22 protein-coding genes are annotated in these 26,953 nt (G+C 35.2%); 12 read left to right on the top strand and 10 right to left on the bottom strand.

Features of this window, described 5'->3' with window-relative positions:
• Positions 1-192 precede the first annotated feature (192 nt).
• Positions 193-786, top strand: coding sequence for a hypothetical protein (locus ACM6F9_RS02755; RefSeq protein WP_414844303.1), 594 nt, complete (start codon positions 193-195; stop codon positions 784-786).
• A gap of 103 nt (positions 787-889) precedes the next feature.
• On the opposite strand, the gene ACM6F9_RS02750 is transcribed toward ACM6F9_RS02755, so the two are convergent.
• Positions 890-1,525 carry a peroxiredoxin gene (locus tag ACM6F9_RS02750; RefSeq protein ID WP_414844302.1) on the bottom strand — a complete coding sequence of 212 codons (636 nt, stop codon included), beginning with the start codon at positions 1,523-1,525 and terminating at the stop codon, positions 890-892.
• Positions 1,526-1,620: 95 nt separating this feature from the next.
• Between ACM6F9_RS02750 and ACM6F9_RS02745 the strand changes: the two genes are divergently transcribed.
• Entirely contained in the window at positions 1,621-2,508 is an 888-nt protein-coding gene (locus ACM6F9_RS02745; RefSeq protein ID WP_414844301.1) for a mechanosensitive ion channel family protein, read from the top strand.
• A 328-nt stretch (positions 2,509-2,836) separates the two neighbouring features.
• Here ACM6F9_RS02745 and sucC read toward each other — a convergent pair whose 3' ends face one another.
• The 5 genes from sucC to ACM6F9_RS02720 all read right to left on the bottom strand — a co-directional run bounded on the left by sucC (position 2,837) and on the right by ACM6F9_RS02720 (position 8,392).
• Positions 2,837-4,027: an ADP-forming succinate--CoA ligase subunit beta gene (gene sucC / locus ACM6F9_RS02740; RefSeq protein WP_034694875.1), complete on the bottom strand. Its 1,191-nt coding sequence runs from the start codon at positions 4,025-4,027 to the stop codon at positions 2,837-2,839.
• Positions 4,028-4,158: 131 nt separating this feature from the next.
• Positions 4,159-5,436, bottom strand: coding sequence for a chloride channel protein (locus ACM6F9_RS02735; protein ID WP_414844300.1), 1,278 nt, complete (start codon positions 5,434-5,436; stop codon positions 4,159-4,161).
• 2 nt (positions 5,437-5,438) lie between these two features.
• Positions 5,439-5,825: a DUF423 domain-containing protein gene (locus ACM6F9_RS02730; RefSeq protein WP_034694871.1), complete on the bottom strand. Its 387-nt coding sequence runs from the start codon at positions 5,823-5,825 to the stop codon at positions 5,439-5,441.
• A 1-nt stretch (position 5,826) separates the two neighbouring features.
• On the bottom strand, positions 5,827-6,897 hold the full coding sequence (locus ACM6F9_RS02725) for a hypothetical protein (protein WP_414844299.1): 1,071 nt from the start codon (positions 6,895-6,897) through the stop codon (positions 5,827-5,829).
• A gap of 166 nt (positions 6,898-7,063) precedes the next feature.
• Positions 7,064-8,392, bottom strand: a complete 1,329-nt coding sequence (locus ACM6F9_RS02720) for a hydroxymethylglutaryl-CoA reductase, degradative (protein WP_414844298.1) — start codon at positions 8,390-8,392, stop codon at positions 7,064-7,066.
• A gap of 156 nt (positions 8,393-8,548) precedes the next feature.
• Here ACM6F9_RS02720 and ACM6F9_RS02715 point away from each other — a divergent pair, with 156 nt between their 5' ends.
• Together ACM6F9_RS02715 and ACM6F9_RS02710 are read left to right on the top strand one after the other, a co-directional pair.
• The gene (locus ACM6F9_RS02715; protein ID WP_414844297.1) at positions 8,549-9,808 is read left to right on the top strand and encodes a putative DNA modification/repair radical SAM protein; all 1,260 of its coding nucleotides are present in this window, start codon (positions 8,549-8,551) and stop codon (positions 9,806-9,808) included.
• A 171-nt stretch (positions 9,809-9,979) separates the two neighbouring features.
• Positions 9,980-10,738, top strand: coding sequence for a TIGR03915 family putative DNA repair protein (locus ACM6F9_RS02710; protein ID WP_414844296.1), 759 nt, complete (start codon positions 9,980-9,982; stop codon positions 10,736-10,738).
• 322 nt (positions 10,739-11,060) lie between these two features.
• Here ACM6F9_RS02710 and ACM6F9_RS02705 read toward each other — a convergent pair whose 3' ends face one another.
• A complete protein-coding gene (locus ACM6F9_RS02705) occupies positions 11,061-11,861 on the bottom strand; it encodes a DNA alkylation repair protein (RefSeq protein WP_414844295.1) in 801 nt (266 codons plus the stop codon).
• 94 nt (positions 11,862-11,955) lie between these two features.
• On the opposite strand from ACM6F9_RS02705, the gene ACM6F9_RS02700 reads away from it, so the two are divergent.
• The 4 genes from ACM6F9_RS02700 to gap all read left to right on the top strand — a co-directional run bounded on the left by ACM6F9_RS02700 (position 11,956) and on the right by gap (position 15,357).
• The gene (locus ACM6F9_RS02700) at positions 11,956-12,249 is read left to right on the top strand and encodes a winged helix-turn-helix transcriptional regulator (protein ID WP_414844294.1); all 294 of its coding nucleotides are present in this window, start codon (positions 11,956-11,958) and stop codon (positions 12,247-12,249) included.
• Between the two features lie 122 nt (positions 12,250-12,371).
• The gene (locus ACM6F9_RS02695) at positions 12,372-13,250 is read left to right on the top strand and encodes a DUF4846 domain-containing protein (protein ID WP_414844293.1); all 879 of its coding nucleotides are present in this window, start codon (positions 12,372-12,374) and stop codon (positions 13,248-13,250) included.
• Positions 13,251-13,333: 83 nt separating this feature from the next.
• Positions 13,334-14,320 (top strand): 6-phosphofructokinase, encoded by a 987-nt coding sequence (gene pfkA / locus ACM6F9_RS02690; protein WP_414844292.1) that lies wholly within the window; start codon positions 13,334-13,336, stop codon positions 14,318-14,320.
• A 32-nt stretch (positions 14,321-14,352) separates the two neighbouring features.
• The gene (gene gap, locus ACM6F9_RS02685; RefSeq protein ID WP_047096698.1) at positions 14,353-15,357 is read left to right on the top strand and encodes a type I glyceraldehyde-3-phosphate dehydrogenase; all 1,005 of its coding nucleotides are present in this window, start codon (positions 14,353-14,355) and stop codon (positions 15,355-15,357) included.
• Positions 15,358-15,500: 143 nt separating this feature from the next.
• On the opposite strand, the gene ACM6F9_RS02680 is transcribed toward gap, so the two are convergent.
• A complete protein-coding gene (locus ACM6F9_RS02680; protein WP_414844291.1) occupies positions 15,501-17,396 on the bottom strand; it encodes a hypothetical protein in 1,896 nt (631 codons plus the stop codon).
• A gap of 143 nt (positions 17,397-17,539) precedes the next feature.
• Here ACM6F9_RS02680 and ACM6F9_RS02675 point away from each other — a divergent pair, with 143 nt between their 5' ends.
• The 3 genes from ACM6F9_RS02675 to recA all read left to right on the top strand — a co-directional run bounded on the left by ACM6F9_RS02675 (position 17,540) and on the right by recA (position 20,937).
• Positions 17,540-18,340 (top strand): response regulator transcription factor, encoded by an 801-nt coding sequence (locus ACM6F9_RS02675; RefSeq protein ID WP_414844290.1) that lies wholly within the window; start codon positions 17,540-17,542, stop codon positions 18,338-18,340.
• Positions 18,341-18,419: 79 nt separating this feature from the next.
• Complete coding sequence (locus ACM6F9_RS02670; protein WP_414844289.1) at positions 18,420-19,604, top strand: oxygenase MpaB family protein; 1,185 nt, start codon at positions 18,420-18,422, stop codon at positions 19,602-19,604.
• Positions 19,605-19,935: 331 nt separating this feature from the next.
• Positions 19,936-20,937, top strand: a complete 1,002-nt coding sequence (gene recA, locus ACM6F9_RS02665; protein WP_047379082.1) for a recombinase RecA — start codon at positions 19,936-19,938, stop codon at positions 20,935-20,937.
• Positions 20,938-21,251: 314 nt separating this feature from the next.
• Here recA and ACM6F9_RS02660 read toward each other — a convergent pair whose 3' ends face one another.
• Complete coding sequence (locus ACM6F9_RS02660; protein ID WP_414844288.1) at positions 21,252-22,685, bottom strand: hypothetical protein; 1,434 nt, start codon at positions 22,683-22,685, stop codon at positions 21,252-21,254.
• Positions 22,686-23,147: 462 nt separating this feature from the next.
• On the opposite strand from ACM6F9_RS02660, the gene ACM6F9_RS02655 reads away from it, so the two are divergent.
• The gene (locus tag ACM6F9_RS02655) at positions 23,148-23,927 is read left to right on the top strand and encodes a hypothetical protein (RefSeq protein ID WP_414844287.1); all 780 of its coding nucleotides are present in this window, start codon (positions 23,148-23,150) and stop codon (positions 23,925-23,927) included.
• A 111-nt stretch (positions 23,928-24,038) separates the two neighbouring features.
• On the opposite strand, the gene ACM6F9_RS02650 is transcribed toward ACM6F9_RS02655, so the two are convergent.
• Positions 24,039-26,936 (bottom strand): prolyl oligopeptidase family serine peptidase, encoded by a 2,898-nt coding sequence (locus ACM6F9_RS02650; protein WP_414844286.1) that lies wholly within the window; start codon positions 26,934-26,936, stop codon positions 24,039-24,041.
• Positions 26,937-26,953 lie beyond the last annotated feature (17 nt).

Below are 26,953 nucleotides of genomic sequence, written 5' to 3'. Positions count from 1 at the left end.
ATTTTTAAAATACCCTTTTATTTTCTTTATCATTACGAAATATTCAGTTAATATGTTAAAAAGATAAAATATATCTCCCTGATAATGTTAACGTTTATTTGGAAAAATTACCTAAAATTAAGAGTCTGGCACATTTATTGTTTTTTCTATAATTCGTGAATAATAAACATTTAATTATTAAAATAATAAATTATGAAAAAACTTATTTTAACAGGGATATTAGCCGTAGCAGGCTTAACAGCAACTGCAAACGCTCAGATTCAGAAAGGTAATTGGATGGTAGGAAGTAGCTTGGCAACAAGTAATTTTGGATTAAATACAGGTGGTGGATACCAAATTAACCTACAACCAAAAGGAGCTTATTTTATCGAAGATAACTTAGCCGTTGGGGGTTATGTAAATTTAGGTATTGGCAAATCTTCTAATACTTCTAATACCAGATTTGATTATGGTGTAGGAGCTTTAGGACGTTACTATCTTTCTCCTGGAGAACAAGGAGTAAATAACTTATTACACCACGGAAGATGGTTTTTCGAAGGTAACTTAGGTGTTGGTGGTTATTCTATCAGCAAAGGAGGTAACTCTACAACAGGCCTTGACTTCGGTGCAGGACCTGGGTATTCTTACTTTATCACTCCAAATATTGGTCTAGAAGGTTTAGTAAAATATGCTGGTGTTACAGGTTTCGGAAATCAAGGTTTAACATCTAATATTACTTTTAACCTAGGATTTAGTATTTATTTGCCAACCTCTAAAGCTAAGCAAGTTGTTAATGAAGTAAAATAATCAATTGCTTCACTATATAAAAGTATACATTGAAATCGCCTCGAAAAATTTTTCGAGGCGATTTTCGTACAAATTAAAACTAAACTATAAAAAATCAAATAAATCATGTATTGGGTTGAGGCGTGTATCGTAAATACGGTTTTATTTCCGTCACACCTTTCGGGAATATTTTTCGGGCCTCTTCTGTGGAAATGGTAGGAGGAACAATAACATCTTCTCCATATTCCCAGTTAACAGGCGTTGCCACACGATAATTATCCACCAGTTGTAAAGAATCCAGCACTCTAAGGATTTCGTCAAAATTCCTTCCTGTAGAGGCCGGATAGGTAATAATCAGTCTTACTTTTTTGGAAGGATCAATAATCAAAAGAGAACGTACAGTTGCCGTTACAGAAGCATTAGGATGAATAAAATCATACAGCTCTGAAACTTTTCTGTCTTTATCAGCAATAATAGGAAACTGAACATTGGTTTTTTGAGTTTCATTAATATCATTCACCCAGTTTTGGTGATCTTCTACTCCATCTACACTCAAAGCAATTACTTTGGTTCCTCTCGCATCAAATTCAGACTGCAATTTCGCCGTATAGCCAAGCTCTGTAGTGCATACCGGTGTATAATCTGCAGGATGCGAAAACAGAATTCCCCAGGAATCTCCCAGATAATTATAAAAATTGATGTCACCTACAGATGACTCTGCCTGAAAGTTGGGTGCTGTATCTCCTAGTTTAATTGACATAATGTTTTTTCTTTATAGTCTACAAATTTAGTAGACTTTTTGGAACTGGCAAATTTTTTGATGAAAATTTATATATTTAATTAAAATTTTTATTCATGGAGAAAACGGGCCTCAGGTATGTAGATGTGGTTTATAAAGTATTGGAAAGTTGGTATGTAACATTTGCTGCGCTTACTCCCAAACTGATTGTCGGAATTTTAGTATTTACATTTTTTCTGATTACGAGTAAATATTTAAGTAAAGGGGCTGTAAAATTGTTCCACAAATTTTTCCCAAAAAGCCAAAAAGAGAGTTCATTAGTTACTTTAATCAGTATTTTCAGATTCCTGATTATGCTGATGGGAACCTTTATTGCTCTTGAAATAATGGGCTTCAGCGGTTTTCTCTGGAAGTTTATCGGAAGTTTAGGAGTTGCAGGGGTTATCGCAGGGGTAGCTCTAAAAGATCTTGTATCAAGTATTTTCTCGGGAATGCTGATTGGAATTGATAAAGCCTACAAAGTAGGAGATTATATTACAATCGGAGCACACTCCGGAACGGTACAGGAAATTGGTTTTTTAACGACAAAACTTCTTACTGATGATGGCAAGAAGGCATATATTCCGAATCAGGTTGTTTTCAATGCTCCTTTCTACAATATTACGGCTTCCCCACAGCGCAGGATTATTTTAAATTTTGAAATTCCAGCAGATGAAGATATCAGCAAAGCCCAGAAAAGCATTCTTGATGTTATTAAAAATCTTGATAATGTGGATAAGCTGGACACCATAGAAGTGATCTTTACAGATCTTAAGCAGGGCGCTTTTAATCTCCAGGTGAAGTTCTGGATAAAAGTAGGTGCCAATCTTGCTCAAATAAGAAGTAAGGCATATTTAGGTATTAAAGAACGTTTTGATGCGGATAAAATTCAATTGGTAACGCCAACAAGTATCAGCATTACAAGTGGTGAAAGTAGTTTACCCGAAACCCATCAGGATAAGTAAGTCTTATTTCTAAAAATATAAATACCATTTCAAATGTTGAAGTGGTATTTTTTTACACTATTAAAGGTTAGATATAGCAAAGGCGCAATTAATTCTTCAACTCTATATTCAATATTTTAAGGCGCAAAGATTTTATCTCCGATAAAATTACATGCTGCCTATCTCACTCTGATTTTACAGATGACATGGATTTTAATAAAAATCTGCGGGATTTGTGGGATCTGTGGGAAAATTTAATCCAAAAAAATTCTTATATATCTTTAGATTTACAAATAAAAAAACCGTTCCAAAAATGAAACGGTTTTCTTATTTATCTGAAAATTTTAGATTACGCTAAAACTTCTTTTACTTTGTTTGCAGCTTCTTCTAAAGTAATTGCAGAGTGTACCGGAAGACCAGACTCGTCAATTAATTTTTTAGCTTCTACAGCGTTAGTTCCCTGTAATCTTACGATCAATGGAACCGGAAGGCTACCCATCGCTTTGTAAGCATCTACAACCCCCTGAGCAACTCTGTCACATCTTACGATACCTCCGAAGATGTTGATCAAAATAGCTTTTACGTTTGGATCTCTTAAGATGATTCCGAAAGCAGTTTGTACTCTCTGAGCATCCGCAGTACCACCTACGTCAAGGAAGTTAGCCGGGTTACCACCAGATAATTTGATGATATCCATAGTTGCCATTGCAAGACCAGCACCGTTTACCATACAAGCAACGTTACCGTCTAGTTTTACGAAGTTAAGACCAGCTTCACCAGCTTCTACGTCCATTGGATCTTCTTCTCTTGTATCTCTAAGCTCAGCTAAGTCTTTGTGACGGAACAATGAGTTGTCATCTAAAGTTACTTTAGCATCTACAGCGATAATCTTGTTATCAGAAGTTTTTAATACCGGGTTGATTTCGAAAAGAGAAGCATCAATTCCTGTGTAAGCATTATAAAGAGAAGAAATAAATTTCACAAATTCTTTAAATGCATTTCCTTCAAGACCTAGGTTGAAAGCAATTTTTCTAGCCTGGAATCCTTGAAGACCAATAGCAGGATCAATTAATTCATTGTGGATCAAATGAGGCGTTACTTCAGCAACGTGCTCAATATCCATACCACCTTCAGTAGAATATACGATTGTATTTTTACCTTCAGCTCTATCTAAAAGAATGGAAACATAAAATTCTTTAGTTTCAGATTCTCCAGGATAATAAACATCTTCTGCAACCAAAACAGAGTGTACTTTTTTACCTTCAGCAGAAGTTTGTGGAGTTACCAACTGCATTCCGATGATATTCTGAGCGTTTTCTTTAAGCTTATCCATGTTTGGAGAAAACTTAACACCCCCACCTTTACCACGACCACCTGCGTGAATCTGTGCTTTTACAACCCAAGCCTGTGCTCCGGTTTCAGCAGTCAATTTTTCAGCAGCTGCTACAGCTTCATCTACGTTGTTTGCAACGAAACCACGTTGGATAGCTACTCCATACTTTGATAAAATCTCTTTTGATTGATACTCGTGAAGATTCATATTATTTTTATTATTTTATTTTAATATTTAAAGGTTGACAAATTTACTAAAAAGACACGGAAGTTCAAGTTTATTGACTCAAAAATTAAAGTCTGATGGACTTGATTTTTAACATATCTTTCCATTTTCCCTTATTCCTCCGCTAATTCCTCAGATTGAGATCCGATAAACGGAATTTTTGGAGCCAGGAAATATCCTGTAAGACTAGCAAACAATATTGGTACGAAATACGTAAATCCGGTAAGCGTCCCTAAGATAATCGTAGTACTCATCGGTGTTCTTGTTACACAGGAATTGATTGCTGCCATACAGCTTACAATAGCCAGCGTGGTATCTACACTTGGGAATAAATTGTGGATAATTAACCCCAATGTTGTTCCTACAAAAAACAGAGGGATGATAAATCCACCTCTCCATCCGGAAGTTACTGTAATAGCGATGGCTAATATTTTAAAAACAAGAATTAAAACTAAAAAGTTCAGTCCGAAATTCCCACCAATCAGCTGATTGATTTCGTTGTGTCCAAAGTACCTAGTAATAGGAAAATTATAGGCGATAATTCCTAAAACAATTCCTCCTACACATGTTTTAATATAAATTGGAAATTGTCTGTATTCAAAAACCTTTTTGAAAAATTTAACTACAAAAATGAAAATCCATCCAAAAAATGTTCCTACAATTCCGAACAAGGTTGCATATAGAAAATCATATACTCCTGTGTAATGATACGCTTTCAAATCCCATGTTGCCCCAATTCCCAAATGGATAATCAGTGCAAACATCAGGTAGCTGAAGCAACTTGCCACTAACGCAGGAATAATCGCTCTGTAATATTCTACAGCATGTTTATGATGCAATATCTCCAGAGAAAAAAGACTTCCTCCAAGCGGCGCACCAAATAATGCTGTAAACCCGGAAGCCATCCCGGCAATACTTAATGACCTCAACTCTTCTCCTTTCAGTCTGAAAATTTTACCCAGCGACGTTCCCGTAGATCCCGTAACCTGTACCAATGGTGCTTCAGGACCTAAACTTCCTCCTGATGCTACACAAAACAGGGATGAAAGGATCATGGAAGGATTGTTCTTCGGCTCCAGTTTTCCTTTATTGAATCTGATGTTATTAACAATCAGATGAATTTCTCCCGGATCACCGATAAAATGGATCACCAGCCCAGCCAGCAAACCACAGATTGCCATGGTTGGAATTACCTGCCAGCCTTGAAATTCAGCTAAAAACTCTGTAAAATGTTCCAGTACTATCCAATATCCTCCAGCGATGATACCACCTACAAGGCCTGTGACAGCCCACATAAAAAAAGTACGACTGAATACAAACGGGTTAAATCTGATAGGTTGATCTAAGAGATTGAAGGTTCGTATTAACCGTCGTCGTCTGTTAATTTTCATTCTTAAATTCTGTTTTTAGCAAAATATAAGATCAGCATTCCCCAGCTTAAGATCATCATAAGACCTCCAAGCGGAGTGATTGGGCCTAAGAATTTAAGATTCATTCCCAGATAATCCTGCATGCTCAGAAAATAGATACTTACTGAGAACAAAAGGGTACCTGCAATCATTAAAATGGAAGTCCATTTCTCTGCAGAAGTTTCGAATTTTAAGATATAACCAATGATCAGCAGGAAAAAAGCTGCATACATTTGATATCTTACTCCTGTTTCAAAACTTTCCAGTCTTTCCACAGCTAATATTTTCTTTAAAGCGTGTGCTCCGAATGCACCCAGGATTACAGAAACCATTCCGTAAACCGCTCCAAAAACTAAAGTAATTGTTTTCATTTTATAACTCTTCTAATTCTAGGGTTAAATATTTTTTTGTTTTATAATCCTGCCACTTCCCGATGATTTTATTTCCTTTCAAATCCGCTTCTATTAAGGCTTTTGGTATCCATTCCTTCAATTCCTCACTATGGTAATCATCTTCTGTGATGGAAAAATGGTCATGTACAAATTCTCCTCTCCAATTGATTGGTTTTTTGTTCTTATCATACCAATAAGTGGCTGAAAAGGAATCATCCTCATTGATTTCGTTAAATAAAACTGTAATAGGATATTTTCCGTCAATTTTTCCTTTGTATAATTTATTTCCGGGACCCGTTTGACCCATCTTTTCAGAACCTGATATCAGATTCTTTCCATAAACGCTCAGGTATTTTTCAAGTTCTTTATAGGTAAATTCAAGTTCATGACTTCCCAGATCATCCAATGCCCGCATCGCATGATTAGAACATCTGCCTGCTACAAAAGTTAACTTATCTTTTCCAAAAAAATATCGGATTCCATTCAAACTATAATCCATGAAGCAGCCTTCATATAAGCCAATCTGCTCCTGAACTTCTTCTGAAGGATTCTTTTCGGATTTCAATTTTACGAGAAAGCCATTGACTCTTTTTTTAATTTTTTTCTGAATCAAACCTGTAACCGTTTTGGCAGCACTTGCTTGAAATAAAGCCTCAGCATTGATATAGTTTCCTGTTCTCAGGTCAAAATTCTTCCAGTCTGCAAATTCTTCCGGATACGCTCCCGAAGCTTCTCCATTGATATTTATACTTAAAACATTCTTAGGAGTATCCAATTTCTTCCAATCATAAAAATAAACATAGTTGGAATAAGAATTAGTAGCTGTAGAGGCCAGTTTAAAAGGATTTTCTCCGGAATTCGGGATATATTCAAGTTCATTGACCTGAAGGAATGTATTGATCTTATTGGCCACGGAAGGATTTGCAGAATAAGTAACTACCGGAAACACAAAGTTTTCTGATTTAGGTTGTAAATCCTGTATTTTTAAGTCTTTCTGCTGCGAAAAACTTAACCCTGAAATCAATAAGAAGAATACAATACTCTTTTTCACTATTTTGATTTTAAGTACATTAAAATGAACTTGGCAACCAGCGTAGAAATTCCAAGTATGATAAACATATTGGCGAATTTCTTAGAGCTTCTGAAACCTTCATTATTTGTTTTTTTCAGAAAAAATCCAAAAAGAAGGAATACGATGGGCAAAATGATCTGTAACATTAGTTCCCTCTCATTCTGTTAAATTCATTGATCACCTCGTGGTGGCTCACGGTCTTATCTTTGAAATACGTCACAAAGTGCTGTTTTTCTTCTTCGGTTGCTCCCAATTGGTTCAGAATATTCAACAAGTGCATTTTCATATGTCCTTTCTGAATTCCTGTTGTTACCAGAGAACGTAAAGCACCAAAGTTTTGTGCAAGACCTGAAACGGCAAGAATACTCATCAATTCCTGTGCAGAAGGTTTTCCAAGAAGTGCCAGAGAGAATTTTACCAAAGGATGAAGATTGGTAAGTCCTCCTACAACTCCTACAGAAATAGGAAGATCAATCCAGAATCTGAAAACACCGTTATCTGTTGTACAGTGGGTCAGAGATCTGTATTGTCCGTCTCTTGCAGCATAAGCATGCGCACAGGCTTCTGTAGCTCGGAAATCATTTCCGGTAGCAATTACCACAGCATCTACTCCGTTCATTACTCCTTTATTGTGAGTTGTTGCACGGTAAGGTTCAATTTCTGCAATGGTAACAGCCTGTTTGAATTTAGCAGCAAACTCTTCAGGAGAAATTCCGCTGTCATCTTTTAAATCTTCCATTTTACATGAAACCTCAGCTCTTACGATACAGTCAGGAGTAAAGTTGGAAAGAATATTCATTACAATCTGCAATGAATTCTTTTCTTCCTGAGTAAAATCTTCGCTGGCAGCCACTTCCTGTCTCAATGTTTTTCCAAACTGTTCAAGACATGAATTGATAAAGTTGGCTCCCATTGAATCTACCGTATCAAAGCTTGCTTTCAACTGATAGTAATTCGGCATTTCTGCGGTCTTATCCACCAGACTGATATTTAAGATACCGCCACCACGTTTTCTCATGTTGGATGTAATATCCTCAGTGGTTTCAAATAATTTTTTCTTTAAACTGAAATTAAAGAAATGCAATAATTTGTGAGGTTCTACATTAAAAATAAAGTGGGTATGCCCCAGCTTTTCTGTATTGATAATGGTAGTTTTGAAACCTCCTTTGTCGATCCAGAATTTAGCAGCTTTGGAAGCTGCTGCTACTACAGAACTTTCTTCAACAGCCATTGGAAGTGCCAATAGTTTTCCGTCGATCAGAAAGTTCGGAGCAATTCCGTAAGGCATATAAAAATTGGAGATGGTATTTTCAGAAAATTCTTCGTGAAGCTTCTGAAGATCCGCATCCTCATTCCAGTATTGTTTTAATATATTTTGATATTCCTGGTTTCCTTCAAGATATTCGTTTACGAGCCATTCGATTTTCCCCTGCTTTGGAAGCTTAGAAAAACCTTCGATTGGTTTATGATTCATGATATAAACTTTAATGAGCCGTAAATATAATGATTTTGAGACTCTTTTTTGTTGATAACTTCTATGAAAAAAGATTGACATTTATCAATTTTGGAACTAAATTTGAACAAAATTAAACTACAATTTTGATACAAAACAGATCAATTATTTAAAAATATGAATTTTGACCGCCTTAAAGAAAAGCTTGAAATCCTTGCTGATGCAGCGAAATATGATGTTTCCTGCTCATCAAGCGGAGGCACGAGAAAGAATAAAAAAGGGGCTTTGGGAGACAGTTCTGCAAGCGGGATTTGCCATACCTATACGGAAGACGGAAGATGTGTTTCACTGCTTAAAATTCTATTGACCAATCATTGTATTTATGATTGTGCTTACTGTGTTTCCAGAAGTTCTAATGATATTAAAAGAGCTGCTTTTACCGTAGAAGAAGTGGTAGATCTTACCATCAATTTTTACCGAAGAAATTATATTGAAGGTTTATTTCTGAGTTCAGGAATATTCAAAAATGCCGATACCACGATGGAAAGATTGGTAAGGGTTGCTAAAAAACTGCGTCTGGAAGAAAACTTTAACGGGTATATTCATTTAAAATCTATTCCGGGAGCAAGTGATGATCTGATGCAGGAAGCAGCTTTATATGCAGACCGTTTATCAGTAAATATTGAAATTCCTACGGAAAGCGGATTAAAATTGCTGGCACCTGAAAAAAACAGACAGGATATGATCAGCCCGATGAGGTATATTCAAAAAGGGATCATTCAATATAAGGATGAAAAGAAAATTCTGAAAAAGGTGCCCAAGTTTGCTCCGGCGGGACAATCTACCCAGATGATCGTGGGGGCAACCAATGAAAATGATCTCCAAATCATCAAAGTTGCTGATCATTTTTACAAAAATTTTAATCTGAAAAGGGTGTATTATTCCGGATATGTTCCGGTTTTGGAAGATCAGAGACTGCCCTCTTTAACGACGGAAGTTCCTATGCTTCGTGAAAACCGATTGTATCAGTCGGATTGGCTGATGAGATTTTATGGTTTTAAAGCGGAAGAGATTTTAGACCCAAATATGCCTTTCCTTGATCTGGAAGTAGATCCGAAATTAAGCTGGGCACTGCGAAACCTTCATCAATTTCCGATCAATCTTCAGACCGCAGAATATCAGTTGATTTTAAGAATTCCGGGAATTGGAGTGAAAACAGCTCAGAAAATTGTGAGTGCAAGACGTTTTCAGATCTTAACAATAGATCATTTGAAAAAACTGGGAGCAGCTGTCAACCGTGCAAAATATTTTATTGATTTTAATGCAGGAAATGCTTATCTGAAATATCTAACGGATAAAAACTTCAGGAAGTTGTTAGTAGGTGGAAGTTCATCCAAATTTCACAATCAGTTTTCACAACAGCTGACTTTGTTTTGATTTTGATATTAAACACTAATAGCACCAATGTTTTCACAAATGATCACTAATTTATTATGCAGATATAACAGCATATTTGTCATTCTGACGGAGGAAGCATCTCTTCAATGAACCAGATTCTTTATTTTATTCAGTGGTAAACCAACTAAATTTTAAATTTTAATTCAATACATGACAACCTTACTCTACGATGGAAGTTTTGACGGTCTTTTCACTGCTATATTTGAAGTTTTCGAATATCGCTATCAGGATGTGGAGATTACTTGTAAAGAAAGGTTTCATCAGGAAAATATTTTCGCTGAAATCCATGAAGTCATAACTCAACCGGACAAATCTGAGAGAGTTCTGAATAAACTGGAGCTGAATATCGGGAAACAGGGGGTTTACAAACTTTTAAAAGTTTTTTTATCTGAGGAGCCGGATCTGGAAAACCTCATCTTATCTGCAGTAAGACAGTCAGTAAAACATCCTAATGACAATATTCTTGAAAATTTCGCTGATTCTGATATTTTAAAAATTTCAAAAATCTGCAAATCCGTGGATAGAGAAAGGCACAGGATGACCGCATTTGTCCGCTTTGAAAAAATGCAGGATGGTGTTTTTTTCTCTAAAATAGATCCCGACTTCAATGTGCTTCCTTTAATCAGAAAACATTTTAAAGATCGATACCAGAACCAGAAATGGATGATCTATGATCTTCAAAGAAACTACGGTCTTCTCTATGATCTGGACACCTGCGAGTTCTTTTATCCGGATGAAAAAATTGATTTGAAGCATTATCAGCAAAAGTTCCATGATGAGGAAAAGAATTATCAGATTCTTTGGCAGCGCTATTTCACGAAAACCAATATCGTGGAAAGAAAAAACATGAAACTTCATATTCAGCATGTACCAAAAAGATACTGGAAATATCTGACTGAAAAATGGTAGTCAAATTTCATATTGTGGATAACTTTTTATTTCGACTAAAAAATAAATTATTTCAAGCTCTTTTGTGAAGCACATTATTTAATCAACTCATTTTATGGAAGATATAATTCACACTTATCGAAAACTCATATTGTGGATAACTTTTTTCAATTAACATTCCGTTAATATTAGAATTTTTTAAATCTTATTTTCATCAGAAAAAAGAGCAGAATATTCCCTACCCAACGAAGAAAAATGGTTTTCAAAAACCATTTAAAAGTCTGAAAATATGTAACGTATGCGATAACGAATTATATCTGCATTCATGTTTTGTGGATAACTCTTACTTTTTAAGGGTTCGTAAGGCTTTTTTAATGATATATTGAGTTTCTTTTGTCGGACTTTCGCGCAGCCATTCATCGCAGATTTCTACTACAAACTCGGGTTGTGATTTACTCGCATCATTCAGCCAATTCCCAACACTGTCTTGCACGTATCTGGAGGAATCGGATCGTAAAGGTTCTAAAATTTCCAGCCCCAGTCCTGGGTTTTGTTTTAAAGCATGAATATGCTCACACCAAACTCCTCTCGGTCTTGTAGATTCGCTGGCAAAACGTCTCACATTTTCATTCTCATGCATCGTCCATTCTGATAAAATAGATAAACTTTCATCAAGATTTTTAGAAATATCCGTTCGCACGCTCATCCAGCAGATTTCTCTCACTCCAAAATGAGTATCTACAGCAAACGATTGAATTTTGTCTAACTTTTCTTTTAGTTGTAAATCATTATTTCTTCCAATGGTATAAGCCGCCCAGCAACGTACAAGATCCGCAGAATGAGTTTCCAATTTATGAAGAAATTCATCATCTTTATTTTTTATGGCCAGATTAAGAAGCTCAACACCAATTGTTTCATTAATGGTATTCACCGTTTGTTTTTTCAGCTGGTTTACACTTTCTAAAATGGGTTTCAAGTATTCTTTGCGATTATTCTGCAATAGTAAGTTTTCCAGCAGCAGTCTTTGATCTACTGCCAGCCATTCTGTAAGGTTGGCGGTTTCAATTTCTCCTCTGTTCAGCTGTTCCAGAATATCGGGTGAAATATCTTTGATAGAGCGGGCTCCTTTTCGTTTTTCTGTCATACTATTTAATGATTATCTTTACAAAAGTCTGAAACTATGCAGACAAAAACAATAGCGCATATTTTTCACCCATAGGGATAAAAAAGTCAATTTTATGGAAACAAAGAAAAAAGCTGAAGAAAATAAAATTTGTCCATTGGAAGTGGCTGTGAATACCATTAGCGGCAAATGGAAAATTCCTATTGTCTGGCAGATCAATGAAGGGAAAAAACGTCCCAGTGAATTTTTACGTGGTATTGCTAAAGTTGACCGGCGAGTTCTCAATCAGCAGCTGAGTGAAATGGTAGAAGACGGTATTTTAACCAAGCAATCTTTCAATGAACTTCCACCAAGGGTTGAATACACGTTGACAGAACTTGGTGAACAGCTTGTGAAAATTCTCTGGTAACTGAATGATTGGGGGAAATTATTGATTCCTGAGAATGAAGAGTCATTAAACTAGCAGATTTTCAGATTATATATTGGCAGATAAGCTAAAAAAAATGATATTTGTTTGAACTAAAAAAACACATGAAAAAAGTTATCACCAGAATCGCAGCATTTTTAATTCTCACAGGCTGTATAAAAGAAAAATCATCAGACCGTCTATTGGCTGAGCCGGATAAAAACGAGCATTTAATCACAGAAAACGCTTTAAAAATTCATAAAAATAAAAATACCATACGGGAAAGATTTTCTCCTCCGGAGGGTTATGAATGGATTGAAGAAAAACCGGGGTCTTTCGGGTATTTTATTGAAAATTTTAAACTAAAACCTTATGGCACCCAGATTGTAAAATATGATGGAACGCCTATTTCTACCCAACATCTTCATGAAGCTGTTTTTGATATCGATACCGGAAATAAAGATTTACAGCAATGTGCTGATGTGGCTATCCGGATAAGGGCAGAATATCTTTATAAGGCTAAAAAGTTTGACGAAATTAAATTTCATTTCACGAGCGGTGATCTTCTAAGTTGGAATGATTATAAAAACGGAACGAGAGCTTTTGTCAATGGAAACTCGGTCAGTTTTAGAAAAACAGCTGCTTTTGATGATTCTTACCAGAGTTTCAGAAATTATCTGGATCTGATTTTCAATTATGCCGGAACCATTTCATTAAACAAGGAGACAAAGCCGGTAACAAAGAATTCTGATCTGAAAACGGGAGATATTCTGATCACACCAGGCAGTCCGGGACATATCGTTTTTATTTCCGGTATCTGCCAAAATAAGAAAGGGGAAAGATTATTTTTATTGAGCGAAGGATTCACCCCGGCTCAGTCGGTTCATGTGCTCTCCAATCCATTTAATCCCTATTTTACGCCTTGGTACGACCTTGACGTGAATGCTTCGGAAACGAAAACTGCGCGATATTTTTTTAAACCTACAAACTTCAGAAGCTTTTAATAATTTATATTCAAAACTATTGGAAAGTTACTACGATAATCTGAACTTGTTTTTGTAAATTTGTGTTCGAAATTTTTTACTTGATGAAAGAGAGTGCTGTAAAAAAGATTGCAGTTCTTACTTCAGGAGGTGACTCTCCGGGTATGAATGCGGCATTAAGAGCGGTAGTAAGAACCGCCAATTACTATAATATCGAATGTTACGGAGTAAGAGAAGGTTACAATGGCCTTATCAACGATGATTTCCTGAGAATGGGAGCCCGTTCCGTAAAAAATATAATCAATCAGGGTGGAACGATTCTAAAATCTGCCAGATCCGCTGAGTTCAGAACGAAAGAAGGCCGTCAAAAAGCTTACGACAACTGCGTAAAACTTGGAATAGACGGATTGGTATGTATTGGAGGAGACGGAACTTTTACCGGTGCAAAAATCTTTAATGAAGAATTCGGAATCAGAGTAATCGGTATCCCGGGAACTATCGATAATGATATTTTCGGTACTGATAATACCATTGGTTACGATACTGCTTTGAATACCGCAATGGATGCGATTGATAAAATCCGTGATACGGCAACTTCCCATAACAGAGTTTTCTTTGTGGAAGTAATGGGTCGTGATGCCGGTTTTATTGCATTAAACAGTGGATTGGCTGCAGGTGCTCTGGATATTTTAATTCCTGAAAAGAAAGACAGTATTGATGAGCTTTTTGTGAAATTCAGAAATGCTGAAAAAACAGGAAAATCATCCAGTATTGTAGTAGTAGCGGAAGGTGAAAAATTAGCCAACGTTTACGAACTTGCAGAAAAAACAAAACAGACATTCCCTGATTACGATATTCGTGTAGCCATTTTGGGACACATGCAGAGAGGAGGTTCTCCAAGCTGTGCAGACCGAGTTTTGGCAAGCAGACTAGGCTATGGAGCCGTAACAGGACTTATGGAAGGACAAACCAACGTAATGGCAGGAATGCGTTCTAATGATCTGACGTATACCCCAATTGAAGAAGCCATTAAAAAACATAACGAAATCAATAAAGATCTTTTACTGATTTCAGAAATTTTAGCAATCTAATTATTTTTATAATCTAATAAAAACAAACTATTATGTCAACAATTAAAGTAGGTATCAACGGTTTTGGTAGAATTGGACGTCTTGTTTTCAGAGCAATGACTGAAAGAGACAACATTGAAGTTGTAGGAATCAATGACCTAATCAATGCAGAATACATGGCTTACATGTTAAAATATGACTCTGTACACGGTATTTTCCCAGGTGAAGTTTCTGTAGAAGGAAATGATCTTGTAGTAAACGGAAAAAAAATCAGAGTAACTGCTGAAAAAGACCCAAGCAACCTAAAGTGGAATGAAATTGGTGCAGATTACGTAGTAGAATCTACAGGTTTATTCTTAGATAAAGAAAGCGCTGCAAAACACATTACTGCAGGTGCTAAGAAAGTAATCCTTTCTGCTCCTTCTAAAGATGATACTCCAATGTTCGTAATGGGCGTAAACCACAAGGAACTTACTGATGATATCAAAATCTTATCAAACGCTTCTTGTACTACAAACTGTTTAGCTCCTCTAGCTAAAGTAATCCACGATAACTTCGGAATCGTAGAAGGTTTAATGACCACTGTACACGCTACAACAGCTACTCAGAAAACTGTTGACGGTCCTTCAATGAAAGACTGGAGAGGTGGTAGAGCTGCTCTAAACAACATCATCCCTTCTTCTACAGGTGCTGCTAAAGCGGTAGGAAAAGTAATCCCTTCACTAAACGGAAAATTAACAGGTATGTCTTTCAGAGTACCAACTGTTGACGTTTCTGTAGTAGATTTAACAGTGAGAATTGAAAAGGCTGCTTCTTATGAAGAAATCTGTTCAGTAATCAAAGCTGCTTCTGAAGGTGAATTGAAAGGTATCCTAGGATATACTGAAGAGGCTGTAGTATCTCAGGACTTCGTAGGAGATAAGAGAACTTCTATCTTCGACAAAGATGCTGGTATCATGCTTTCTCCTAACTTCGTGAAACTTGTTTCTTGGTATGACAACGAAATGGGTTACTCTAACAAGTTAGTAGATATGCTTGTACACGCTGCTTCTTTATAATAAGTAATGAGCGATAAGCAATAATATAAAACCTTCCCGATGGGAAGGTTTTTTTGTTTATATTAAATTGATCCGAGAGCATTCTACTTTAACTTTAATTCTATAGGTAATTACTCTCAAAATTCAAAAAGTTATCCTAATAATTATTGTTCGTTACCTGCAATTTTCAGACTTGATTTTTGCTTTTTCGTTAGATTATAGCTGATTCCAACAAAAAAACCTAATCTAAAGTTGTTTGTCAAATAATTATCTATATTACTTTCTCCAACTATTTGTTGCCCATCAGAGTATCCACTTTTTAATTGTTTCGTTTTTCGGAAAGACATCCCTGAAGTAAATATAATTTTCTCTTTTTTCCCTACTAATAAACTAGGACCAATAAAAAGTGAGTTAATATCAAACTCTGTAATATTGAGTGAAGCTCCTAAACTAAATCCTACAGAACAGAGAGAACTTGAACGTAAACTTACATGAAAAAGTCCGGCAAGCGTAGGATAATATTTATTATTAGAAGTTTTTGCAATAGTATTGTTTCTATTCTCATAAAATTCGTCTTTGTTTACAAAATCGAATACTGTACCTACACTGAAATCATATCGAATCCCACCACGTAGATATTCTGAATATTTGAATCTACGATTCTGATTTTTAGCAAAAACTTCTTTAAATTCTGTTTTGGGTTTTATTGTAACATCAAACTCTATATAATCTCCTAAACCTTGAATAGGATCTGACACATATACAAATGTCTCATCATTTTGAAGTTCTCTATTATATATTTCTACAGAACTCAGTTTGGTAGATAGACTCATATCCTCTACTTTTTTCAGCATTTGGTCTGTAACATTTTTGATCCTACCAAATTCATTTTGTAAAGTCAATTTTATTATCATTAGTTCTTCATTTTGATCCTGCATTAGCAAAATATTCTGATGCATTATTTGATTGTATACACTTTGAAATTCGGAATAAATTCTATTGAACTTTTTTAGCTGTGTATAATATTCTGATATTCTTTCAGAATTAAGAATAGCAACAGTTTCAAATTTTTCTTCAGGACTTTTGATTTTTTTATACTCTCCTTTATTTATACCGGGGCGATAAATTTTATAGATAAAATTATTGTAAGCTCCAGCTATTTTCAACACATCCGTAAATTCTGTGTCAAGCTCGAAATATTTAATATTTAATTTAAAAATCCCATCATTTACCTTTAACAAAATCTCATTTTTATCTTTCAGCTTTAAAAGCTCTCTATCCAGTACACTTTCTGCTATAAAAACATTAGATTTTTTTACTTCTATATCTGACTTTTTTTGAGCAATTTCTTTATTTATTGAATCAATGCTTTTATTACTATACTTATTCGCTAAATTAGAAAGTTCTTTTTGTTTAGTGCTTAATAAACTAATATTTTTCGCTTTTAAAGAATCAGGAAGACTTTGAATAGCATTAATATCTTTCTTTAAAATATCTATACTTTCCAGTTCTTTTTTTTCAACCTCTGATTCATTGAGTGATTTACTGGATTCTTGTAAAGCATTTTTATTCGATGCCAATGCTTCTTCTTTCTTTTTTATCTCTTCAAGGCCACTTGTATTGTTATTAGTTGCATTTGGCATTACTGGTATAGCATTAATAGATTTTGTATCTAAAATCCCTAAAACTGCCGTAGTGTCAATTTTAATAATTGCCGTCTTGTGTGCATTTGTTGAAGTTTCATATAAACCTTCGGAATTAATATTAATATCCTTAGACTGGATCTGAATATCATAAAAATATGTATTAATATTTTTTATCTTTAACACCGTAGGAACTTTTTGACGAGGTTTTATTACAGATTTTTCAAATTCACCAGTCGAAAAATTATAAATTATTTCTTGATTTTTTTGATCCTTATGTTTTTCACTTTTCCTATTGGGTTTTCCTGATTGTTTTCCTACTTCTTTTTCTATTTTTGATGCAGAGATATTTTTCTCCTGTCCATAAACCATCCCCACCCATCCAAGCAGAAACAGCAATACAATTTTTGTTTTCATGGTTATTTATTTTTCAGATTAAAGTTTTTTTGAAATGGTCATTAGTTTTATTTAAAACTACAATACTTCCCTACCACCCGAAATACCACAAAAGGGTGATTTTATTTAACATAATTTTATTATTTTTAAGAAAACATTAACCAATGAAGAAAAAACACCTGACTCACGCAAAAAGACCTCATCCCCTCATTAAGGTCTGGAATGATTATCCTGAAATTTTACAGAATAACAACAGAATACTACCCGTTCCCACCATTGAAAAAATAATCGGAGAAATTTTTGCTCCCGGAAAATTCTATTATTATGTCATCAATTTCGCAGACAGCACCATCATTTGTAACCACGATGAAGATATTTTAGCAATTCATGGTCTCCATAAACATCCTGTACATCTAAAAGAAATTATAGACCTCATCCATCCTGATGACATAGAATTTGTGATGGAAGCAGAAAGGATGTCGATAGAAAAAATAAAAGAAATTGACGGTTTTGATTATCAACAGGAATTGAAAACCAGCTATTGTTTCAGGATGAGAACATCAAAAGGTAATTATGAACTCTTCCATCATCAGGCTTTACATACCTATAAAGATGAAGACGGCAGACTTTTGCAGGCCGTTAATATCCACACCAATATCGAACATATAACCCATCAAAATTCTTATGTTGTATTGGTTTCCGGAATCAACGGACGGGAAGATTTTCACCAGATGCAATGGATGGATCATGGCAAATTCCCCGAAGCTATCCCTGTCATTTTCACCAAAAGAGAAGTTGAAGTCATCAATTGCATTGCAAAAGGATACTCAACATGTGAAATTTCGGATCTGCTGAATATTTCAGAAGAAACTGTTCGTACCCACAGAAAAAATATTTTAAGAAAATCCGACTGCAAAAACAGCTCGGAGCTGATCAAAAAAACTTTTGAATGGGGATATTTATAGAGAACAAATCATAAGCCTGATAAATCTCACCAATATATTTCGGTGCAAAACTTGTACTTTTATAGGTAAAGGAATGAACATGATACAACCCCGTTTTAAAGATGCTGCCCATTTCAGGAATTTTTGGGAAAATGGCAACGGAAAACAGCTTATTGAATTTTCCGGAGCTGAAGTTAGCTTCGAAAAATTTGAAAAGTTTGCCCCCTATTTTCATCATGTGGATGAAACGGGTGACGAGGTGGTAAAAGATGTTTATTTCACTAAAAAATTCCATGAAGCATCAAGAGAAATTGAGCACTACATCAGAAATGGTGTTTCAGAAACAGATTCAGTTCCTGAAAGTGTAAAAAAACTGTTCAGTCAGACTCAAAAAGTTCCCAAATGGCTGGATTATAATCTTCTCAAAAGCGGTGCTGAGCTTTGTATGAGAAGCAACCTCGATTCTTTAATCTCCCTGAGAGATTATTGTCTGATCGGTGGTTATGACTACGCTTATCTCAACAAACCCCTAATTGTCACAGAAGCATTGAAAAAAGGGGCTGTAAAGCGTCTTTCTGAAACATTAGATTTTTGGGTGAATGCTACCCGTTATAATGCATTGGAAGTTCATGCAAAAGGGTATGAGTTTGCCATAAAAACCCGTCTGATTCACTCATACGCCAGACTTTCTATTAAAAAACATTATAAAGACTGGGAAACTGACAACTGGGGAGAACCCATTAATTCATGGGATATGATGGCAACCTATATCGGATTCAGTCTGGTCTTTCTACACAGCCTTCAGAAGCTGGGAAACAGCTTTTCCATTGAAGAGGAGCAGGGAATTTTTCACCTTTGGAAATATGTAGGGTATCTTTTGGGAATTCCGGAACAGCTTCTTCCTGATGATAAAAAACAGGCAACGGAATATTTTTATTTATGGACTTCGGTTCAACCACCCTCAGATAAAGATTCTGTTCTTCTTGCTCATTCTCTGCTGGATGAATCGCTGGAAAATCCTATTTTAAAATATGAATTTCAAAGAAAAAATCTGAAATATCTGCACGTCTGCTGTACCTGGTTTCTTCTGGATGACGAAGTTTGCAAAAGATTACAAATTCCAGAGGTTCCTTGCAAAAATCTGTTTCCCAAATCGAAAATACTTTTCAACAAAATTTATGATCAACTCGTCAGTCGTGAAACGAGAATACAAAGAGGAAATAAGGACCAGATGAAAGTACTGGAAGATTATCTTGCGATCACTAAAAATTCAAATTTTCATTAGGTTTAAAAAAGCTCGAAGATGGAAGATGGAGGCAGAAAGTTTCTATTGGACAATAAATCTCTTTTAGTAAAAATTTTAAAATAGTAATAATATTAAATTCATAATATTTTCCGAGCTTCAATAACTTCCCTCTTCCAGCTTCCAGCATCATTTTTAGCTAATAGTTACTATTTTTTCATGTACTAATACCACATTCTGCATCTGCTTCGTAATGAATAAGATCAGCCATAAAAATTTATCATTTTTTAACTCTAAAAACAGCTTTCAGGAATAAATAATATTAGCTTTTGATATTTAAATTATGTATTTTTGAGAAATTATTTTAATAGAGATGAGTAACATTGATGATAAGAAAAAAGCACTCGCTTTAGTGCTTGACAAACTAGATAAAACATATGGAAAGGGTACTGTAATGACTTTAGGTGATCAATCTATAGACAATACAATAGAAGTAATTCCTTCCGGTTCTTTAGGATTAGATATTGCTTTAGGAATAGGCGGATATCCAAAAGGAAGAATCATTGAAATATATGGTCCTGAATCTTCAGGTAAAACAACATTAACTCTTCACGCTATTGCTGAAGCTCAAAAAGCAGGCGGTATTGCTGCATTCATTGATGCGGAGCACGCTTTTGACAGAACTTATGCTGCGAAATTAGGAATTGATCTTGAAAACCTGATCATTTCTCAGCCGGACAACGGTGAGCAGGCATTAGAAATTGCTGATAACTTAATCCGTTCAGGAGCTATTGATATTGTTGTTATTGACTCCGTAGCTGCTCTTACTCCAAAAGCAGAAATCGAAGGTGAAATGGGAGATTCCAAAATGGGTCTTCACGCAAGATTAATGTCTCAGGCATTAAGAAAATTGACTGCTACTATTTCAAGAACAAAATGTACAGTAATCTTCATTAACCAGTTAAGAGAAAAGATCGGTGTCATGTTCGGAAACCCTGAAACGACTACCGGAGGTAACGCTCTTAAATTCTACGCTTCTGTAAGAATTGATATCAGAAAAGCAAGTGCACCCATCAAACAAGGTGATGAAGCTATCGGTAGCCGTGTGAAAGTGAAGATTGTGAAAAACAAAGTAGCACCTCCTTTCAAGCAGGCAGAATTCGACATCATGTATGGCGAAGGAGTTTCTAAAGTAGGAGAAATTCTTGATACTGCTGTAGATATGGGAATTGTGAAGAAAAGCGGTTCTTGGTTCAGCTACGAAGAGACTAAATTGGGTCAGGGACGTGATGCTGTAAAAGATGTTTTGAAAGACAATCCAGATCTTTCCGAAGAATTGGAAAACAAGATCAAAGAGGAAATGAAAAACAAATAATTTTTCAGAAAATATAGAAAAGGCAGTCTTCGGATTGCCTTTTTTGTTTTTTAAGTGATGCTGTTTTTTAACGCAAAGTTTTTATCTGTATACTATCATATTTTTAAGAGAGCAAAGGATGGAATCAATTTTATTGATTCTTACTAAGCGAATGTATTTACTTAAAACTTCATCAGCGACAAAGTCGCAAATTTTTGCTTCCTTAGGACCAGCTTTCGAATTGTTATTTCTTTGCGTTTAAATCATTAATTACTAGAAATAAAAAAGAGGTCATTCCGTAGAACAACCTCCTCAAGTTTTATATTTTAAAAAAATTATCCAGCAATTTTACCCTGCAGCTGAACGGCTCCTGTTACTTTCATTCCTTTTGTAAGCGTTTCTATTCTCATATTCTCTTTATTCACAAAAGCATCAATCGTGAAGAAGTTTTCATTTTCTTCATTCGTAATCAGCTTCAGTTTCAGAATATATCCTTTAACACTTCCATCATCAAGCAATTCTGTTTCCTTAAAGTCTATAATTTGACCAATGAAGTCAAAACATGCATAATTAGGAAGATCCTGGCTTGGTGCATACGTTGTGAAATCTTCACTCATTTTGGTACCATCCGGTAAATCAGTATTGGTATGAACATCAAGGATCAGAACAATTCCACTCACATTCACCTTAAGATGAGGCTGTGTCATGTATGTATTTCTATTTTCTGCATAATCCGTTGCAAAGAACCAAACGCCAAAAGTATCTCTGGCAGGCCCTGCAACAATCGCCTGCAAATTCAGTGCATTTTCCCATTCTCTGATTGATCTTGTTTCAAAATCCAACGTATAATCAGTTTTTACTTCAGGAATGATCGTGCTCAGTTCATCCGTTACAATCGTTTTGAATCTTACATCTTCAAACTCCGTCTTACTTTTACTTTCTCCCGTAGGATCAGCAACAGTAGACTGCATCAAAATAGTTGTAAGATACTGACCGTAATCTTTAGTTTGGAAATTCTGATGGCCAAAAATCCCGCTCCATGTATTGACAAGATTATGAATATTAGACTTTCTGATGATAATTCCTGCTTCATTTGTCATTTCAGGAGCTGCAATTCCTTCTGTATTCGGAAAATAATTTTTGCCTTCAATCAACTGATGATTCATGATCTCATTATTTTCTTCGTGAGAAAACTCTGCAAAACCTTTATAAGTGACATTCTGATTTTCAAAAACATAAGGAAGACCTGTTTTCGCCTTGTCATCTTCTGCAAAATGATATGCAAGAGAAATTCCTTTAAACTCTCCATCCTGTGTTGCCGGAGTATGATTTCCGTTATGATCAAACTGAGAATGATACAGAATCATATAAGATTTAATTTTCCCTTCTTGAAGCTCATTTTCGAACTTTTCTTCCATCTGCGCAATAGCCTGTTGTGGAGAAAGTGCATAAGCATCTTCAGTTACCATATAAGCAAAGCCTTCTACCTCGCCATTTTCTTTTTCAAAAGCTGAAAGAGGTGTATATTCTCCTCTTAACTGAAGTGCAATAGAATACACGATATAATCATTATAAATCCTGATTTTTTCAAATTCTTCATTTACTTTTGACTCTTCTACCTGCTGTGAAGGAGTTTCTGGTATTGTTTCAACAACTTCTTCCACCACTTCCTCTACTACTTTTTCCTCTGGCATTTCTATTTCCTGAACCGGAGTACTCACATTTTCCTGATTGTTATTCTTTTTCTTAAAAAAATCAAAGATTCCCATACTGTTATTTATAATTGGCGGTAAATATAATAAAAGCGATCAACAGACCCAACATAAAAAAAATGTCATTGTGTCAGTTCTTTCCACATACTTTTAAGAAAGAGTTAAAAATTATATATCTGATAATTAAAAAAACCTTTTTTCATAGAATTTTATCGTTATTTCATACCTTTTTTTAAAGAATCTGAAAAAAAATTGAAAAATTACTTAAATTCGCCAAAAATATTCTTTGATTCTTACAAAATTTAACTCTACTTTTTTTTGAAATGAGTGAAGTAATAAAATATGTTGATGTAATTTAAAAGATAGATAAACTTTTTGATATCTAAACTATCTGGGCTGTTCCAAGGAAAGTGATGACTATAAATATTTTCACAATTTAATCTGTTGATAAATATTATAACAACATTTTAATAAATGCCAAGATAGATATAGCTCTAAACACATTAAAAATACACTATAATGAAAAAAACAATTATTCTATGTGCGATGATTACTACATCATTTGCATTCTCCCAGGTCGGAATTAACACACCAAATGCCAATTCTACTTTAGATGTAGTAGGTAATCCAAATGATGCTACTAAAGCAGATGGCATTATGGCACCCAGACTTACCGGAAATCAATTAGCTGCAAAAGATGCAAAATATACAGCAGCTCAAACAGGAACAATGGTATATGTAACAGCTGCAGCAGCTCCTACAACTCCTAAAACCATCAATGTAACCTCCCCTGGCTATTATACTTTTAATGGGAATATATGGACCACTTCCAGTAATAATACCGGAGGTACTCTTGTATCTTATGAAACATTAATATCAGGAAATACAGTGCCTTATCCAGGAAATAATACTTCGGTAGCTTTAGATATGAGTATTGGGACTGGCACTCTTGCCAGTTGGAGAACTAATAATACTACTTTAACTGTACCAGCGGGTAAATCAGGAAAATACTTAGTAAGCTTCACTGGAGGAGTAAGAGTAACAGGCGATGTACCATCATCCTATTCATTTTTTATATATCTTAACAAAAATGGAACTAGCCTCTCAACAGGTACCCCTGGATGTACAATCCCCCAAACAGGCGGAACTTTTACAAGTGCTATTTTCTCCCTTTCCTGGAGTGAAGTTTTGGATTTAAGTGCCGGTGATACAATAAGTTTTGCAGGTTTAACTTTTGGAACATCTGGAACCCCGCAAACATTCAGGCTTTCTAATGTTTCAATTCAGAAAATAAACTAAAAGGAGTAAAGAAATCATGATTGAGAAAACCCTTGAAATAAGCAGTGATAACACGAAACTCATTTCAAGGGTTTTTATCTAATTTCAACTATATCATCAATATCTTTTATATTAATTAGGTTTCTCATCTGTTAACTCAAATCCCCAATCTTTTCCTTTTTGGGTGGCTGGGATACCTTTTGTCATCCATACCGGAGCTTTAGCCCCTTTGAGATAATAATCAAAAAACTGCTGTTCGCGGATTTGAATATCTTTTCTGTTCTGGCGTTTCATAAGGTTGTGATCGTCTCCATTATAGTTCAGAAGCCATACTGGTTTTCCAAGACGGCGTAATGCCGTAAACATTTCGATTCCCTGATACCAAGGCACTGCTCCATCTTTATCGTTACTCATAATAACTACCGGAGTTTTTACCTGATTAATGGTAAAAAGTGGTGAGTTTTTAATATAAAGGTCCGGAGCCTCCCATAGATTTTTTCCTAGTCTGCTCTGAGATTTTTCATACTGAAATTGTCTGTTCATTCCTGAAGTCCATCGGATTCCTCCATATGCGGAAGTCATATTAACAACAGGAGCACCACTCCATGCTGCTGCATACATATTGGTATGCGCGATAAGATAGGCTACCTGATAACCGCCCCAGCTTTGTCCCTGAATTCCAATTTTTGTACCATCTACCCAAGAGTTTTGCTTTAACTTTTCAACTCCGGAATTGATGTACTCCATTGCAGATTCTCCTGGGAAACCATCTGTATAAGAGATATCAGGTGTGAAAACCAGATATCCGTTGCTTACAAAATAAGAGATATTTAATCTTGAAGGGGTTGGAGCCGGTGCAACATAACGGTTTAAATTATCCGAAAGTTTTTCATAGAAATAGACAATCATAGGATACTTTTTATTCGGATTGAAATCTTCCGGCTTGTATAAAATTCCCGTGGATGTATTTCCTTTTGGAGTTGTCCAGTTTACCAGTTCACTAGATCCCCAGTTGTATTGACTTTGCTGTGGATTTGTATTGCTCAGTTTTTGCTGTTCTGAAAAATCTGATGTTGCGAAAATATTGGGAGAATCTGTGTACGATTCTTTTACTAAAATATATTCTTCAGCATTTTTTGCTTTTTGAAGAGTTCTGTATCCCCAAGCATTTTCCATCTGGATTTTCACAGGATCAGAATTCGACTGAATAGATGTTTTGAAAATTCCGTTCGCTTTGGATGTATTATCAAACGCTGATAAATAAATGGCTGATTTTCGGTTTAAACTTTTAATATCTTTATCTAAATCGTACGTATCAAATGTTATTTTATTTTTACGTCCAAATCCATTGGTGATGTTTCTCGGTTTTTTTGAACCATTCAGGAAAAATTCCCAAAGATCGTAACGGTCTCTGATAATCACAGATTCATCTTTATCCGTCCATGATGCAATACCATAAGAATTCGGGAAATCCGGCATATCAAATTCCTCGTCAACAAAGGGAACAGGTAATCCAGTATTCAACGGAAGTGTTTGTTTTGTTTTCACGTTATAGCTCAACCATTTCCCTTTTTCTCTGTCAAAAATCACAACAAAATTTCCAAGCGGAGATACGGCAACTGCTCCATCCAGGTTTTTAATAACTTCTGTTCTTTCCCCCGTTTTATTATCAATCAGAAAATACGTTTTCTTTGTTGAGCCTTCCCACTGCGAAGAAATACGGTTATTAAGACTTGTAATACCGATTGCAAATTCTGCATTTCCTTCGTTAACCAATCGCAAAGTATCCAGATCTTCCCCATCTATATTTCTAAAAAAGTCCGGTTTTTCTGTCTGCATTACTGCAGCATAAGATTTCTTCAGATCATTTTTCAGTTCTTTTAACTGTACCGTTTGCAGATAGTCATCTCTGTAGCTCCAGACATCTACCACTGCATGGTCATTCGCAATCATTGCTGTATCTTTTGCGATAGGTTTTGGAGCAACACCAAAATACAATTGTTTCCCGTTTTTACTGAAAATAGGTAATCGGTTTTCAGAAATCACCCAGTTCTTTTTCATTTGGGTATTTTCATTGGTAACCATTTCTTTTTTGTTTCCTTTAAAATTAAAGTAGTACAACTGATAGAATTTCACCAGATCATTCTGTGCCGAAGGCGTTCCTACATAAGCTAATTGATTTCCTTCTTCATCAAAAGATAACTGTGAAAAATCTCCTTCCATTTCAGAAATTTTATTGACAGTTCCTTTTTGCAGATCCACTACCTGTACCGTTTGAAATGCATATTTCTTTGGTTTTGATTTGTCAGTAACTTTTTTATCCTCAGATTTTTTGTCTAATGAATCTTTCTTTTCCTTTTTATCTTTACTGATCTTTTCCTCAGGCTTCTTAGTCACGAAAACAAGCTGCTTCCCATTTTTACTGAACTCGTAGCGTACTACATTATCATATGTAGTGCTTTTTCCATCCAAAAGGTTTCGTACTACCAATTGTAATGGTTTTGCATTTTTTTCTTCATCCTTTTCATCTCCGTCATCTTTATCAGAGTTGTCATCTGAAGATTTATCTTTTGTATTTTCCAGAAGATAAGCAATGTAAGAGCCTGCTTTTTCAGGAGTTTTAAATCCTTTTACATTAGGAATTTTCTCTGTTTTATCATTTAAAAAATCAACGATCGCAAGGCTGTCTTTTGTTAATTTATTTTGTTTGAGTTTTTTATCTTTTACCGCCTTTATGTCTTTATACTCCGGACGGATTTGAAAAACAGCAGACCTGGAATCATTTGTAAAATTCAATTTTGTAGCTCTTGCAAACTTCTTCGAGGTTTTATTTTTAACCGAATATAAAAAAAGGTTAGGATTTCCTTCCTGAGCATCCACAGAATAGGCAACCCATTTTCCATCATTTGAGATTTTTCTCGAGCCGATATTTTGCCAACTGTCATAAACAGAATGGTCTAAAGGCTTTTTCTGCGCATACACAAAACAGGTCATCATGAGCAGAATAAAAACTGTACATTTCAACTTCATTTTTAAAGAATTTTAAG

The sequence above is a fragment of the Chryseobacterium sp. IT-36CA2 genome (genome assembly GCF_949767875.1).
Classification (GTDB): Bacteria; Bacteroidota; Bacteroidia; order Flavobacteriales; family Weeksellaceae; genus Chryseobacterium.
The sequence above is the reverse complement of the archived record's forward strand: the minus strand, read 5'-3'. Positions and strand labels throughout refer to the sequence as shown.

Excerpts from the sequence above, each read along its gene's own strand:
- ACM6F9_RS02755 (WP_414844303.1), top strand. The coding sequence starts at position 193 with ATGAAAAAACTTATTTTAACAGGGATATTAGCCGTAGCAGGCTTAACA.
- ACM6F9_RS02750 (WP_414844302.1), bottom strand. The coding sequence starts at position 1,525 with ATGTCAATTAAACTAGGAGATACAGCACCCAACTTTCAGGCAGAGTCA.
- ACM6F9_RS02745 (WP_414844301.1), top strand. The coding sequence starts at position 1,621 with ATGGAGAAAACGGGCCTCAGGTATGTAGATGTGGTTTATAAAGTATTG.
- sucC (WP_034694875.1), bottom strand. The coding sequence starts at position 4,027 with ATGAATCTTCACGAGTATCAATCAAAAGAGATTTTATCAAAGTATGGA.
- ACM6F9_RS02735 (WP_414844300.1), bottom strand. The coding sequence starts at position 5,436 with ATGAAAATTAACAGACGACGACGGTTAATACGAACCTTCAATCTCTTA.
- ACM6F9_RS02730 (WP_034694871.1), bottom strand. The coding sequence starts at position 5,825 with ATGAAAACAATTACTTTAGTTTTTGGAGCGGTTTACGGAATGGTTTCT.
- ACM6F9_RS02720 (WP_414844298.1), bottom strand. The coding sequence starts at position 8,392 with ATGAATCATAAACCAATCGAAGGTTTTTCTAAGCTTCCAAAGCAGGGG.
- ACM6F9_RS02715 (WP_414844297.1), top strand. The coding sequence starts at position 8,549 with ATGAATTTTGACCGCCTTAAAGAAAAGCTTGAAATCCTTGCTGATGCA.
- ACM6F9_RS02710 (WP_414844296.1), top strand. The coding sequence starts at position 9,980 with ATGACAACCTTACTCTACGATGGAAGTTTTGACGGTCTTTTCACTGCT.
- ACM6F9_RS02705 (WP_414844295.1), bottom strand. The coding sequence starts at position 11,861 with ATGACAGAAAAACGAAAAGGAGCCCGCTCTATCAAAGATATTTCACCC.
- ACM6F9_RS02700 (WP_414844294.1), top strand. The coding sequence starts at position 11,956 with ATGGAAACAAAGAAAAAAGCTGAAGAAAATAAAATTTGTCCATTGGAA.
- ACM6F9_RS02695 (WP_414844293.1), top strand. The coding sequence starts at position 12,372 with ATGAAAAAAGTTATCACCAGAATCGCAGCATTTTTAATTCTCACAGGC.
- pfkA (WP_414844292.1), top strand. The coding sequence starts at position 13,334 with ATGAAAGAGAGTGCTGTAAAAAAGATTGCAGTTCTTACTTCAGGAGGT.
- gap (WP_047096698.1), top strand. The coding sequence starts at position 14,353 with ATGTCAACAATTAAAGTAGGTATCAACGGTTTTGGTAGAATTGGACGT.
- ACM6F9_RS02680 (WP_414844291.1), bottom strand. The coding sequence starts at position 17,396 with ATGAAAACAAAAATTGTATTGCTGTTTCTGCTTGGATGGGTGGGGATG.
- ACM6F9_RS02675 (WP_414844290.1), top strand. The coding sequence starts at position 17,540 with ATGAAGAAAAAACACCTGACTCACGCAAAAAGACCTCATCCCCTCATT.
- ACM6F9_RS02670 (WP_414844289.1), top strand. The coding sequence starts at position 18,420 with ATGATACAACCCCGTTTTAAAGATGCTGCCCATTTCAGGAATTTTTGG.
- recA (WP_047379082.1), top strand. The coding sequence starts at position 19,936 with ATGAGTAACATTGATGATAAGAAAAAAGCACTCGCTTTAGTGCTTGAC.
- ACM6F9_RS02660 (WP_414844288.1), bottom strand. The coding sequence starts at position 22,685 with ATGGGAATCTTTGATTTTTTTAAGAAAAAGAATAACAATCAGGAAAAT.
- ACM6F9_RS02655 (WP_414844287.1), top strand. The coding sequence starts at position 23,148 with ATGAAAAAAACAATTATTCTATGTGCGATGATTACTACATCATTTGCA.
- ACM6F9_RS02650 (WP_414844286.1), bottom strand. The coding sequence starts at position 26,936 with ATGAAGTTGAAATGTACAGTTTTTATTCTGCTCATGATGACCTGTTTT.